Origin of the sequence: Streptomyces sp. R28 (assembly GCF_041052385.1) — a bacterium.
Taxonomy (GTDB): domain Bacteria; phylum Actinomycetota; class Actinomycetes; order Streptomycetales; family Streptomycetaceae; genus Streptomyces.
Genome location: NZ_CP163439.1, coordinates 1,640,580 through 1,654,107 on the forward strand (window position 1 = coordinate 1,640,580; position 13,528 = coordinate 1,654,107).

Sequence of the window (13,528 nt, forward strand, 5' to 3'; positions counted from 1 at the left end):
ACGTATCACCGGTCCACCTCCAGCTGCTGCGTGCGGCGGGAAAACTAGGAGCGTCGGTGACTCGTGTCAATGAAGTGGACGGGAAACGGCCGATTGGCGCCAGGAGTCGAAGGAGGGGCCACCCCGGCGGAGTGGCCCCTGGGGTCCTTGACTAGTGGGGGGCGAAACCGGCCGTCGTCGCAGCGGTGCCGACGACGCCGGACACGGCGGCCGGCGCCTCGGCGGGAAGGGTCACGACGGCATCGACGGGGGTGGCGGGCTCGGCCTGGCCACCGGAGTGAGAGCCGGAGCCGGAATCGGAATCAGGGCCGGAATCGGAATCGGAGCCGGAATCGGAGCCGGAATCGGAGCCGAGGTCGTCCTGGACGTAGCGCGTCTCGTACTGCGGCTCCGGATCCTCCTCCGGGGAGTCGGCCTCGGGCTCCACGAGCGTGCCGCCCTCCCCCTTCTCGTCCCGCTTCTCCCCCTTCTCCCCCTTCTCCCCCTTCTCCCCGGGGTCGGCCTTGCGTACGTCCGCGAGGCCGCCGTCGAGCAGCCAGCGCTGCGCCTCGGAACCGTCCCGTTCGGCGACGACCACGCTCTCGCCCTTGCCGCACGCGACCGCCAGCCCCCCGGACCGCCGCAGCAGAAGCTCCCCGTGGACGGTGAGGTCGTAGCTCACCTCGCCGGCGTGGGCGAGGCAGTTCGCCAGGGCGACCGTGCCCGTGCCGGACTCGGAGTCGAGGCAGAGGGTGGGGACGGCGGCGCTGCGCAGCAGACCGTTGTCCTGGTACGACCACTGCTGCGACGCGACGGACGAGCACTCCGCCAGCTCGGCCCGGGCACCGCTGCGGACCTCGCCGTCGTGGAGGTCCAGACACAGGCCGCGGTCGATGTTGCGGAGCCTGCCCTGGGCGATCGCGACCGGTTCCTCGGCCGAGGCCGCCGACGGTGATCCGCCGGACGAGGACGAGGGCGGGGAGACGGCGCCGGGGTGGACGGACTGGCCGCTGGGCGCGCCCCAGGTGGCCCCCGGGCCGGGGACCCCGTTCTCCCCGGACCATCCCTTGGCGGTGAGCACGGTCACGAGCAGGGCGAGGGAGGTCACACCGACGCCCACCGCTACGGCCTTGGCGCGTGCGCGCGGCGGGGCGAGCGGCGCCGGGCGGTGCCGTCCGCCGCGGCGCGGGCGGGCGTCCGGCGCCGATCCGGAGCCGCCCCGCCCGGGCCGGGAGTCGAGATAGCGCCGGGCGCCCCAGCCGAGCACGGTTTCGGCGAGGAGCACTCCGAGGCCGCCCTCGAAATGGCTGAGCTGCTCTGCGGCGTGACGACAGTAACGGCACTCCATCAGATGCTGCTGGACGTCGGGCAGCAGGGCGCCGCCCCGGCGAATGGGGACGTCAAGGAGGCGGTTGTAGTAGCGGCATTCCCGGGTGGGCGCGAGTTCGCGGTGGGCACGGACACAACCCCGCCGGAATTGCTCACGCACTCCCTCCAACGCCGCCGACGCGGTTCCCGCGTCCACGCCCAGCAGACCAGCGGGTATGGTTATCGGTTCCGCTTCGACCTCGGCGTGCCAGAGGAGGCATTGCGAGGCCCCCGACAGAGCCCGGAATGCACGCTCGGCGATTTGCCGCCTTTCGGGCGTCACGGACCGTGCGGCGCGCAGCCCGCGCCCTCCGGTCGGTTTGCCGAGTTCGGGCAGGAGGGCGGAAATACCGTCGTCGGCAGCCCACTCCTTCACCAGTTCCCGTACGGCGGCGAGGAGTTGGGGACGCAGCGCGCCGGCGGCCGGCCGGCCGAGCACGCGATGGAAGGCCGCGGCGGCCACCATGGAGGCCGAACTCGCCGTGGACGCCAGGCAGATGGACGCGTAGTCGTGCACGGCGCGCCAGTGCCGGGCCATCAGCAGGGCGACGGCACGGGGATCCGCCCCGGCCTGCCCCGGGCGGCCCGCGAGGAGATCGCGGTCGGACTCTGTGGGGCTCATCCCGGGTCGCGGGGGGTACGGCGGTCGTGGGGGGTGGGGGAATTGCACTGAACCATTTCCTTCCCAGCCGCAGGACGGCATGCGAAATGCACGTCCGTCGGAAAAGCAGGTGCCTGATTGGTGCATACCTGGGCCGCGTCACCTGTGGACCGGCTATCGAGGTCGCTCACTTTCGCACAAGCAACGGACAGGAAACAAGAAGTTCGAGTGACCAACGTTCAAAAGGCACGGAATTCAGAAGAGTTACCGCCGGTATCACCACCGGCTTTCGACATCGCCGTCGAACCGGGCGCCAAGTGTGTGCGGCCAAAGACAATTGGTACACGAAATCTTCAACTCCGCATGCCGCACAGCAAGCTCCGAGGTTTCTCTCGGCGCGCTCTCATCCCCGTGTACCAGCATGAGCCGCATGATCGTCCCCCACACGACACCCACCCCGGACGCGGACGCCACGGCCCGAACCACCCGCGCGGTCCGCAAGGCGGTCGTCCCGGCCGCCGGCCTCGGCACACGGTTCCTGCCCGCGACGAAGGCGACGCCCAAGGAGATGCTGCCGGTCGTCGACAAGCCGGCCATCCAGTACGTCGTCGAAGAGGCCGCCGCGGCCGGGCTCGACGACGTGCTGATGATCACCGGCCGGCACAAGCGGGCCATCGAGGACCACTTCGACAACGCCTTCGAGCTGGAGCAGGCGCTCGCCGCCAAGGGCGACACCGTACGACTGGACGCGGTGCGTGATCCGGCCCGGCTCGCCGACATCCACCACATCCGCCAGGGCGACCCGCTCGGCCTCGGTCACGCGGTGCTGTGCGCCCGCCATCACGTCGGGGACCAGCCGTTCGCCGTCCTCCTCGGCGACGACCTCATCGACCCGCGCGAGAGCCTGCTCAGCCGGATGCTGGACGTCCGCGACCGCTACGAGGGCAGCGTGGTCGCCCTCATGGAGGTCCCGCCGGAACAGATCCACCTCTACGGCTGCGCGGCCGTCGAACCGTCCGGCGAGGACGGCGTGGTCCGCGTGAGCGGCCTGGTGGAGAAGCCGTCGCGCGCGAACGCGCCGAGCCACTACGCGGTCATCGGCCGCTACGTCCTCGACCCGGCCGTCTTCGGCGTCCTGGAGCGCACCCCGCCCGGCCGTGGCGGCGAGATCCAGCTCACCGACGCCCTCCAGGACCTGGCGACGGGCGGGACGGTCCACGGAGTCGTGTTCGACGGACTGCGCTACGACACCGGCGACAAGGCGGACTACCTGCGCACGGTGGTACGACTGGCGTGCGGCCGGGCGGACCTGGGGCCGGAGTTCATGGCCTGGCTGAAGGAGTTCGTGGCGGGGCTCGAGGAGGGCCACGGGCAGGAGCGGAACCGGCTCGCTGCTTGATCGTTCGCGGCACGAAGAGGCCGTTCGCGGCACGAAGCCGTTCGCGGCGCGAAGAGGCACAGGGGCCCCACATGGGGCCCCTGCTCACTGCCGTACAGCTTGCTTTCTGCCGTACAGCCTCCTGCCGCCGTACGGCCGGCTCAGCCGTTCGGCCGCAGGGTCCAGACGACGGTCATCTCCCCGGTGACAGAGCCGTCACCGCGCTGGATCTCGATCGCCACGGGGAACTCGGGCCGCTCCCCCGCGTCCAGCTCCGCGACGACCTCGGCGGCCGGGCGGCCCAGCGTCGCGGTGGCCGTGACGGCGCCCATGGCCAGCTTCTTGTAGGCGATCTCGGCCCGCACCGCGAGCGGCACGGCGCGCGAGAGCTGGTCCCCGAACGCGGCCAGCACGATCGCGCCACTGGCGGACTCGCCGAGCGTGAACATCGCGCCGGCATGCGGCCCGCCCACGTGGTTGTGGTACTCGCCCTGGTCCGGCAGAGCCACCACGGCCTTCTCCGGCGTGGTCTGCAGGAACTCGAGGTTCAGGGTCCGGGCCATCGGCACGGTGGCGGCGAGCATCTCGCCGATCGACATCTGGTCTGCGCTCATGGCGGTCATGTTACCCACGGGTAGGGTCCGCGAACAGACCTGTGTGACGAGCGTCGTATCACTACCGGTCGCAGCCGGACCATCCGCGAGCCGAGCGGCGACGGCGCCGTCGCGGGCCTGCTGGCCGCCCCGGCCAGGCGTGCTTCGGCGTCGGTCCAGGGGGGAGCAGGCGAGCGGGGCGGTGCCGCGCTCGGTGGTGCGATGGTGGCCAGGCACGGGCCGGGCTGGGTCCGGCGGCGGAGGCGGCGCTGTGCGTACCGAACCGACGGAACCTACGGCGTCGTACCAAGCAGGTGACCGCCGGAACCCGGCTCGACTCAGCCGATGCTGAATGCCCCGTCGGGGGGCTCGGGTGACGGTACGGCGTCCTCGTCCCGCACGGGCCGCGCGCCGCCGATGAACTGCCGCAGGGCCGGCCCGTGTTCGACGCGGGCCGGGAAGGCGTCGGAGGCGGTGAGCCGGGCCAGGGCCGCCGTGTCGAGGGGCCGGTGCGCGGCTACGAGCACCGCGTTGCCGAAGCGCCGCCCGCGCAGCACACCCGGCTCTGCGATCAGGACCAGCTCCTCGAACAGCGTGGCGTAGGTGGCCAGTTGGGAGCGCAGGAAGGTGAAGGGCGCGGCATCGGCGAGGTTGGCCAGATAGACGCCGCTCGCCCGCAGTACCCGCTCGGCGTGACGGACGTACGACACCGACGTCAGATGGGCCGGCACCCGTGACCCACCGAAGACATCGGCGACGAGCACGTCGGCGGAGTCGTCAGGGGCCGCTTCAAGCCAGGCACGGGCGTCTCCGGCGTGCAGCCGGATGCCGGCCCCGTCGGGAATCGGCAGCTGCTCGGCGACCAGCTCCATCAGCCCGCGATCGGCCTCGGCGACGTCCTGCCGCGAGCCGGGCCGGGTCACGGCGAGATACCGGGGCAGGGTGAGCGCCCCGCCCCCGAGATGCAGCGCATCCAGCGCTCGCCCCGCCTCGGCGACGGTGTCGAGCACATGCCCGAGCCGCTGGGCGTACTCGAACTCCAGATACGAGGGCTCGTCCAGATCGACGTACGACTGCGGAGCGCCGTCGACGGTCAGCAGCCACGCCCGCTTCCGATCGACGTCCGGCATCAGCTTGGCGATGCCGTAGTCGACGGCGCGGGTGACGGGTATGGGCTCGTTCACCTTCACAGTGTGCCCGAGGGAAGCGCCCCCGCAGGGACGCGGGGAACCGCGCGACCAGCCACGACGGCCTCGCAGTCCCCCACGAACCGCACAACCCTCATGCAACGGCTGTGACGGTTCCCGCCCCGACAGTGCGCCCGCCCTCACGGATGGCGAACCCGAGCCCCGGCTCCAGAGGCACCTCACGCCCCAGCTCGACGGTCATCGTGACCGTCTGCCCGGGCCGCGCCACAGCCACCTCACCGAGGTCGATGTCCCCCACGACATCCGCCGTGCGGATGTAGAACTGCGGCCGATACCCGGTGGTGACCGGCGTCGTACGACCGCCCTCACGCGCGGACAGCACATACACCTGCGCGGTGAAGTGGCGACTCGGCTCCACGCTGCCCGGCGCCGTGACCACATGCCCCCGCCGGACGGCGTCCCGGGGAACGCCCCGCAGCAGCAACGCCACGTTGTCCCCGGCCTGCGCCTCGTCCATCGGCTTGCCGAAGGTCTCCAGGCCGGTGACCACGCTCTCCAGCCCGGCCCCGAGCACTTCGACCCGGTCACCCACCCGCACGGTGCCCCGCTCGACGGCCCCGGTCACCACCGTCCCCCGACCGGTGATGGTGAGCACGTTCTCGACGGGCAGCAGGAAGGGCGCGTCCACATACCGCTCCGGCATCGGCACGTAGGTGTCCACCGCGTCGAGCAGCGCCTCGATCGAAGCCGTCCACTGCGGGTCCCCCTCCAGGGCCTTCAGCCCCGAGACCCGTACGACGGGCGCGGCGTCGCCGCCGTAACCGTGCTCGCTGAGGAGGTCGCGGACCTCCAGCTCGACGAGGTCGGTGAGCTCCTCGTCGCCCGCGTCGGCCTTGTTGAGGGCGACGACGATGTGGTCGACGCCCACCTGCCGGGCGAGCAGCACGTGTTCGGCGGTCTGCGGCATGATCCCGTCGAGCGCGGAGACGACGAGGATCGCCCCGTCGAGCTGCGCGGCGCCGGTGACCATGTTCTTGACGTAGTCGGCGTGGCCCGGCATGTCGACGTGCGCGTAGTGACGGGTGTCGGTCTCGTACTCGACGTGCGCGATGTTGATGGTGATGCCGCGCGCGGCCTCCTCCGGCGCCCGGTCGATGCGGTCGAAGGGGACGTACGTAGAGGATCCGCGCCCGGCGAGGACCTTGGTGATGGCTGCGGTCAACGTGGTCTTGCCGTGGTCGACATGGCCCATCGTGCCGATGTTCAGATGCGGTTTGGTGCGCACGTATGCCGTCTTGGACATGGCTGTACCTCGAAGTCTCTTCGTAGGAGAGGGGGACCCCAAGGACTTGCCGACCCTCCCCCTGCGGGGTCCGCCGGACTATCCGGAGAGGGTCAGCTTCGGGCGCCGTCGACTGCGGCCAGGAAGTCCGCAACGGCAGCCTTCGGAGCATCCGCGACTGCGGATGCTGCGAGGACGAAGGCGTGCCGGAACATGAGCTCGATCATCGTCGACGCCATGTCCGACGTCGAATGGTTTTTCGCGGATGGGGAGTTCGCGGCCTACGCCCCGATGTTCTTCAGTGCCTCCCGCACCGACAGCGGCGCGAACCGCCCCCGCTCCCGCACCAGAAAGGCGCGTACGGCCTCCGGGTCGGTCTTGGCGTACTCGCGCAGGCACCAGCCGATCGCCTTGCGGATGAAGAAGTCGGGGTGCCCGGACTGGCGCAGGCAGTAGGCGAAGAGGCGTCGGGTGTCGGTGCGTTCCTTGTAGCGCAGCTGGTGGAGCAGGGCGGTGCGCGCCACCCACAGGTCGTCGTCGACGATCCAGGCGTCCATGTCCGCCGTGAGCGACGGATCGGCCGCGACGAGCCCGCCGACGACGTGCGCGGCGAGCGCGTCGACGGTGTCCCACCAGGAGACGGTGGTGACGAGGTGCCGGGCCACCGCCAGGAAGCCGGACGAGCAGCGCCCCACGTGGCGGCGCAGGTAGTCGACGGCGAAGTAGTGGTACTCGCGCTCGGGCAGCTGCCAGCAGCGCAGCGCGACGGCGGTGCAGTCGGTCTCGTCGGGGCGCGGGGTGCCCGCAAGGACGGTGCGGGACAGGGCGCGGCGCTCGGGGGTCGGGATGCCGAGGAAGGGGGCCACGTCCTTCATGTACGCCTGGGCGGTGGCGGCCCGCTCCGGATCCGCCATGGCGGCGTACGCGGCGGTGAGCCGCTCCAGGATCGTGTCGGCGAGAACGCTGCGGGGAACTTCCAACGTTCCCGCACCTGTGACGCGCATGAGACGAACCATACGGCGATCACACATCTTCGTCGGTTACTGTCGCCGAATGCTCGATGCCACCACCCGCTCTGGGGGCACCGCAACGGCCCCTCCGCAGGCCGCCGCCACGGAGCTCACCGTCCCCGCGCCCCTGCCGGCGCCCGTTCCCGCAGGCTTCGCCGCGCGCTGTTCGAGAGGGCTGCTCTCGCCGTGGTCGCGGCTGTCCCTGCTCGTGGTGCTGCTCGCGGCGGCCGCGTCGTCCGTGCTGCTCTTCGAACCGCAGAGACTCCTGGCGAACGGCTGGCCGCCACACATCGAGGGCGGGGCCGCGGTGGTGTTGTTCGCCGTGGCGTACGGGCTGATCACGGTGGCGTTCGTGCCGCGACCGCTGCTGAACCTCGCGGCGGGCGCGCTCTTCGGTTCCGAGTGGGGCATCGGCGCGTCCCTGGCGGGCACGGTGCTGGGTGCCGGCGTCGCCTTCGCGCTGGGCCGACTGCTCGGCCAGGACGCGCTGCGCCCGCTGCTGCGGGGCCGGTGGCTGAAGGCCGCGGACGGCCAGTTCAGCCGGCACGGCTTCCGCTCGATGCTGGCGGTGCGGCTGTTTCCCGGTGTGCCGTTCTGGGCCGCGAACTACGCCGCCGCCGTCTCCCGCATGGGCTACCTCCCGTTCCTGCTCGCGACGGCGCTCGGGTCGATCCCCAACACCGCCGCTTACGTCGTCGCCGGCGCCCGCGCCTCCGCGCCGACCTCGCCTGCTTTCCTGATCGCGCTGGCCTGCATCGCCCTGCCGGCGCTGGCGGGCGTGGTGGTGGCCTGGCGCAAGCGCCACCACCTGCGCGGCCGCTGAACCGCAACGCCGCCTTCGCAGCCGGCCGACGGCTACCGGCTACCGGCTACCGGCTACCGGCTACCGGCTACCGGCTACCGACCAGCGGCTACACCGTCTCCAGGATCATCGCGTTGGCGAGGCCGCCCGCCTCGCACATCGTCTGCAGGGCGTAGCGCGCGCCGCGCTCCCGCATCGCGTGGACCAGGGTCGTCGTCAGACGCGTTCCGCTCGCGCCGAGCGGGTGGCCGATCGCGATCGCGCCGCCGTGCACATTGACCTTGGCGAGGTCGGCGCCGGTCTCCTGCTGCCAGGCCAGGACCACACTGGAGAAGGCTTCGTTGATCTCGAACAGGTCGATGTCGTCGAGGCGCAGGTTCGCCCTGTGCAGCACCTTCTCGGTCGCGGGGACGACTCCGGTGAGCATGAGCAGCGGGTCGGATCCGGTGACGGCGAAGCTGTGCAGCCGGGCGAGCGGGCGCAGGCCGAGCCGGGCCGCCGTCTCGCCGGAGGTGATGAGCACCGCGGAGGCGCCGTCGTTGACGGGGCTGGCGTTGCCCGCGGTGACGTTCCACTCGATCTGCGGGAAGCGCTCGGCGAAGGTCGGGTCGTAGTAGGCGGGATTGAGGCCGGCGAGGATCTCCGGTGTGCTGCCGGGTCGGACGCACTCGTCGCGCGAGACGCCCTCCAGGGGCGCTACCTCGGCGTCGAAGCGGCCCTGCTGCCAGGCCTCGGCCGCCTTGTGGTGCGAGGAGACGGCGAACGCGTCCATCTGGTCGCGGGTGATCGACCACTTGGCGGCGATGAGCTCGGCGCTGATGCCCTGCGGGACGAGGCCCTCCGGGTAGCGCTCGGCGATGCCGGGGCCGAAGGGGTCCTTGCCGGGCGGCACGTTCGACCACATCGGCACCCGGCTCATCGACTCGACGCCGCAGGCGACGACCATGTCGTACGCACCCGAGATGACGCCCTGGGCGGCGAAGTGCACGGCCTGCTGGGAGGAGCCGCACTGGCGGTCGACGGTGGTCGCCGGGACCGTCTCCGGGAAGCCCGCCGACAGGGCGGCGTAGCGGGTGGTGTTCATGGCCTGCTCGCCGACCTGGTCGACGGTGCCGCCGATGACGTCGTCGATGAGCGCCGGGTCGACGCCGGAGCGTTCGACGAGGGTGCGCAGGGTGTGGGCGAGGAGTTCGACGGGGTGGACGTGCGCGAGGGAGCCGTTCGGTTTGCCCTTGCCTATCGGGGTGCGTACGGCTTCGACGATGACAGCGTCACGCATGGTGCAGGCCTCCTTGGCCGCCGGGCGATGACCGGAGCGCGGCCTGTGCGAGGCCGACACGATTACCGGTGAGTAGGAAATCCAAACTCACCATAGCCCTCAAGGTTGGAAAATCAAACCCATTCAGTTGGAAACCCGAACCCTCCCCTAGACTGAGCGCCATGGCCGCCACCAAAAACCCGCGCCCCTGTTCCATCGCCGATGCCATGGCCCTCGTAGGCGAGAAGTACTCCCTGCTCGTCCTGCGTGAGGTGTGCCTCGGCAACGGCCGCTTCGACCAGCTCGTGCGCAACATCGGCGCCCCGCGCGACATCCTGGCCACCCGGCTGCGCCGCCTGGTCGACGCCGGCATCCTGACCAAGCGCGCCTACAGCGAGCGCCCGCAGCGGTACGAGTACCGGCCCACGCAAGCCGGGCTCGAACTGGAACCGGTCCTGATGACCCTCATGGCGTGGGGCGACCGCCACCTCCGCAAGGACGACGACCGCCCCATGGTGATCCAGCACATCTGCGGCAACGAACTGCTCCCGGTCGTCATCTGCCAGGCGTGCGGCGACCCGGTGCACCACGAGGACCTCGCGGCCCACCCCCAGGCACCCGGATGGACGGTGGCGGGGCCGTCGGCTGCCTGACCCGGACCGACAGTCCCGTACGAAGCCGAACGCCACCCCTACCGACCCCGCCCCTGCGGACCCCGCGTCTACCAGGGGGCGTCTACCAGGGGTGCGTCTGCAGGTACTTGGCGATCTCCTCCCGGTCCCAGGCCCCGTCGGCCACGACGACCCGGTAGCGGCGGGTGAGGGTGTCACCGGGGGCGAGCTCGAGCTCGTCGTGGAATGCCCAGGACGGGGCCACGCCCGCGAAGGGCTCGTTGCGTACGAACCAGTGGGCGGGGTGGGCGCCTCGCTCACCGGCGTGATCGTTCTCGGGGGCGTGCGCGAAGACGAGGGTCGCGTGGCCGTCGGTGCCGTCGTGTTCCCCGGAGTAGGCCAGCCAGGGCGCCTGCTCGCCCATGAGGCCGGGTCCCTCGGCATCCGGGGCGATGATCCGGCCGCCCTGGAAGGCGCGCGGGCCGCGCCAGAACAGGCCCGTGTAACCGGCCATTTCACGCCCGGCGGTGGTGGGGCTGCCGAACCGCAGCGGCTCGTCACGCCGGTTCGTCACGGCACTCGTCCAAGTCAGGGCCCACGACCCCGACTCCGGCTCGATGTCGTGCACCTCGACCCGGCGCTGCTCGTCGGCCCACAGCTCACCGCTGTGGGGATGCCAGGTCAGCCGCTCGGCGATGACGACACGGCCACCGTCCGCGCAGACCTCGTCGAACCCGACGTGCGTCATCGACCCGACGCGCTCGGGCAGTTCGAGATACCCCTGCCCATGGACGTAGGTGTTGCCGCCCCACAGATTCGCCCCCGACAGATGCGAGGCCGTCAGCGACAGGCCCTTGTGCCACCGGTGGTCGTTGGGCCGGTAGTCGGTAACGACGTCACCGGCGAGGGTCCGCAGCGGGTGGAGGTACGGCTTCGGGGCCTCCCAGGCGGCTTCCGGGCCGTAGACGTAGGCGAGCAGCTCGACCCCGGTGACCGGCTCGGTGACCGTGATGCGGTCGCCGTGCGCATGGACGATACGCAGCCCGGTCACGCGGCGGCCTCCTCGCCGGGGGCGGCCGGCTCTCCCAGGACGGGCGCCCAGCCGGGCGCACCCCCGTGCATCGCCGTGTAGAACGGGTCGCCGGGGCCGATCTCCCCCGCCTTCACCGTCGCGTCCGTGAACGCCGACTTGTACAGCGCGGCGATCAGCTCCAGGCTCGTACGCCCGTCCGCGCCGCTGCTGCGCGGCCGCTCCCCCACGCGCATGCTCGCGACCAGTTCCCGCAGCTGATCCAGATGCGAACTGGGCACGTCCGCACCGAAGTCCTGCCACGCCGCGGCCTCGGCGCTCGGCACGTCCCGGGCCGGGGTGATGGCCCAGTTGTCGTTGCGGTGGCCGTACAGGTGGGTGAGTTCGACGGTGGCGCGCTCGCAGTCGATGCGGATGCGGCTGACCTCGTCGGGACTCAGCACGCTGTTCACGACGGTCGCCATCGCGCCGTTCGCGAACCGCACGAGCGCGGTCGAGACATCCTCCGTCTCCACGTCGTGCACCAGACGCCCGGCCATGGCCCGCACCTCGCTCCACGGTCCGAGCAGATCGAGCAGCAGATCCATCTGATGGATCCCGTGCCCCATCGCCGGTCCGCCGCCCTCGGTCTGCCAGCGGCCGCGCCAGGGCACGGCGTAGTAGGCGGTGTCGCGGTACCAGGTGGTCTGGCAGTGCGCGACGAGCGGACGGCCCATGGCCTGCTCGGCGAGCAGCCGTCGTACGTGCCGGGTGCCCGAGCCGAAGCGGTGCTGGAAGACGATCGAGGCGTACGGTCCGCCGTCCTCGCCCTCCTCCGCCTCGACTGCGTCGAAGTCGGCGAGGCTCGGCACCGGCGGCTTCTCGCACCACACCCAGGCGCCGGCACGCAGCGCGGCGACGGTCTGGTCGCGGTGCAGGGTCGGCGGCGTGCAGATGATGACCAGGTCGGGCCGCTGCTCCTGGAGCATCAGGTCGGGATCGGTGTAGGCACGGGGCACCCCAGCCCCAGCCCCAGCCACGGCCGCTACCCCTGTCCCTGCCCCTGCCCCTGCCCCTGCCCCTGCCTCAACCCCGACCTCAGCCGCGATCGCGCAAAAGTCATCGGCCGACTCCGCAGCAATGTCGACGGCGGCGACGATCTCCGTCTCCCCTTCCGCTGCGAGCCTGGCGAGCGCGGGCAGGTGGGAGTCGCGGGCGATGGCGCCGGTCCCGATCACGGCGACCCTGATGCGGCGGCCGGGCAGCGGGGCCAGGGGGGACTGGGGGTGCCGGTGATCCGTCCCGGGAGCGGTCTCGGATGTGGCCATGGGCGGATCGGACTCCTCCGGGACAACGGGTGGCGCCGACGGGCACCGTAGGGACGGGCGACGGATGCAGCAAGCGCTTTCCGCTCGCTGCAACGTAAGCGGCGGCCCCGCAGCAGGTCAACACCGGTATGCCCGCGGTCGGCGAGCGGCCGCCCAGCCCCCTGTGCCGGAGCCGTCATCGCGGGACGCTACGCTGCCCCTCGACACTCGCGATCTCTGCCCCGCCGACGCGGTGTCCCCGTCATCCCTTGCCACGATCAACTCTTGGACTCCGTAACTTCATGTCTTGGTTTGAATCGCTCATCCTCGGACTCGTCCAGGGGCTGACCGAGTTCCTCCCCGTGTCCTCCAGCGCGCACCTGCGGCTGACCGCGGCGTTCTCGGGCTGGGAGGACCCCGGTGCGGCCTTCACAGCGATCACCCAGATCGGCACGGAGGCCGCGGTACTGATCTACTTCCGCAAGGACATCGGGCGGATCATCTCGGCGTGGGCGCGCTCGCTGACCAACAAGGAGATGCGACAGGATCACGACGCGCAGATGGGCTGGCTGGTGATCGTGGGCTCGATCCCGATCGGCGTGCTCGGCCTGACGCTCAAGGACCAGATCGAGGGTCCCTTCCGCGACCTGCGCATCACGGCGACGATGCTGATCGTGGTCGGCATCATCATCGGCGTCGCCGACCGGCTGGCCGCACGTGACGAGTCGGGCGGCCGGCACCGCGCCGCCAAGCAGCGCAAGGGCCTCGAGGACCTGAACGTCAAGGACGGCCTGATCTTCGGCCTGTGCCAGTCCGCGGCGCTCATCCCCGGAGTCTCCCGCTCCGGCGCCACCATCAGCGGCGGCCTCTTCATGGGCTACACACGCGAGTCCGCGGCCCGCTACTCCTTCCTCCTCGCGATCCCTGCCGTCCTCGCCTCCGGCCTCTTCGAGCTCAAGGACGCGATGGAGAGCGACCACGTCTCCTGGGGCCCGACGATCTTCGCGACGGTGATCGCCTTCGCGTCCGGTTACGCAGTAATCGCGTGGTTCATGAAGTTCATCTCGACCAAGAGCTTCATGCCGTTCGTCTGGTACCGCATCGCGCTCGGCATCGTCATCATCGTCCTCGTGGCCACCGGCGCCCTCAGCCCGCACGCGGCGGAGTCGGCGGGCTGACGGC

12 protein-coding genes are annotated in these 13,528 nt (G+C 71.2%); 4 read left to right on the plus strand and 8 right to left on the minus strand.

Annotated features, from left to right (window positions below):
* Positions 1-151 precede the first annotated feature (151 nt).
* A complete protein-coding gene (locus AB5J49_RS07035; protein ID WP_369167584.1) occupies positions 152-1,969 on the minus strand; it encodes an RICIN domain-containing protein in 1,818 nt (605 codons plus the stop codon).
* A gap of 409 nt (positions 1,970-2,378) precedes the next feature.
* Between AB5J49_RS07035 and galU the strand changes: the two genes are divergently transcribed.
* Positions 2,379-3,347: a UTP--glucose-1-phosphate uridylyltransferase GalU gene (galU, locus tag AB5J49_RS07040; RefSeq protein ID WP_369167586.1), complete on the plus strand. Its 969-nt coding sequence runs from the start codon at positions 2,379-2,381 to the stop codon at positions 3,345-3,347.
* A 140-nt stretch (positions 3,348-3,487) separates the two neighbouring features.
* On the opposite strand, the gene AB5J49_RS07045 is transcribed toward galU, so the two are convergent.
* The 4 genes from AB5J49_RS07045 to AB5J49_RS07060 all read right to left on the minus strand — a co-directional run bounded on the left by AB5J49_RS07045 (position 3,488) and on the right by AB5J49_RS07060 (position 7,353).
* Positions 3,488-3,925 carry a DUF4442 domain-containing protein gene (locus tag AB5J49_RS07045; protein ID WP_369175069.1) on the minus strand — a complete coding sequence of 146 codons (438 nt, stop codon included), beginning with the start codon at positions 3,923-3,925 and terminating at the stop codon, positions 3,488-3,490.
* Positions 3,926-4,257: 332 nt separating this feature from the next.
* Positions 4,258-5,103: a spermidine synthase gene (locus AB5J49_RS07050; protein WP_369167587.1), complete on the minus strand. Its 846-nt coding sequence runs from the start codon at positions 5,101-5,103 to the stop codon at positions 4,258-4,260.
* A gap of 97 nt (positions 5,104-5,200) precedes the next feature.
* Positions 5,201-6,370, minus strand: a complete 1,170-nt coding sequence (gene tuf, locus AB5J49_RS07055) for an elongation factor Tu (protein WP_369167589.1) — start codon at positions 6,368-6,370, stop codon at positions 5,201-5,203.
* Between the two features lie 260 nt (positions 6,371-6,630).
* On the minus strand, positions 6,631-7,353 hold the full coding sequence (locus AB5J49_RS07060; protein WP_369167591.1) for a DNA alkylation repair protein: 723 nt from the start codon (positions 7,351-7,353) through the stop codon (positions 6,631-6,633).
* A gap of 49 nt (positions 7,354-7,402) precedes the next feature.
* Here AB5J49_RS07060 and AB5J49_RS07065 point away from each other — a divergent pair, with 49 nt between their 5' ends.
* A complete protein-coding gene (locus tag AB5J49_RS07065) occupies positions 7,403-8,182 on the plus strand; it encodes a TVP38/TMEM64 family protein (RefSeq protein WP_369167593.1) in 780 nt (259 codons plus the stop codon).
* 88 nt (positions 8,183-8,270) lie between these two features.
* On the opposite strand, the gene AB5J49_RS07070 is transcribed toward AB5J49_RS07065, so the two are convergent.
* Positions 8,271-9,440, minus strand: a complete 1,170-nt coding sequence (locus AB5J49_RS07070) for an acetyl-CoA C-acyltransferase (RefSeq protein WP_369167594.1) — start codon at positions 9,438-9,440, stop codon at positions 8,271-8,273.
* Positions 9,441-9,601: 161 nt separating this feature from the next.
* Here AB5J49_RS07070 and AB5J49_RS07075 point away from each other — a divergent pair, with 161 nt between their 5' ends.
* Entirely contained in the window at positions 9,602-10,072 is a 471-nt protein-coding gene (locus tag AB5J49_RS07075; protein WP_369167595.1) for a winged helix-turn-helix transcriptional regulator, read from the plus strand.
* Between the two features lie 82 nt (positions 10,073-10,154).
* On the opposite strand, the gene AB5J49_RS07080 is transcribed toward AB5J49_RS07075, so the two are convergent.
* A complete protein-coding gene (locus AB5J49_RS07080; RefSeq protein WP_369167596.1) occupies positions 10,155-11,081 on the minus strand; it encodes a PmoA family protein in 927 nt (308 codons plus the stop codon).
* The gene (locus AB5J49_RS07085; RefSeq protein WP_369167597.1) at positions 11,078-12,367 is read right to left on the minus strand and encodes a Gfo/Idh/MocA family protein; all 1,290 of its coding nucleotides are present in this window, start codon (positions 12,365-12,367) and stop codon (positions 11,078-11,080) included. Before AB5J49_RS07085 ends, AB5J49_RS07080 begins: the two co-directional genes overlap by 4 nt.
* Before the next feature lie 281 nt (positions 12,368-12,648).
* Between AB5J49_RS07085 and AB5J49_RS07090 the strand changes: the two genes are divergently transcribed.
* Complete coding sequence (locus tag AB5J49_RS07090) at positions 12,649-13,524, plus strand: undecaprenyl-diphosphate phosphatase (RefSeq protein ID WP_369167598.1); 876 nt, start codon at positions 12,649-12,651, stop codon at positions 13,522-13,524.
* The last annotated feature ends 4 nt before the right edge of the window (positions 13,525-13,528 follow it).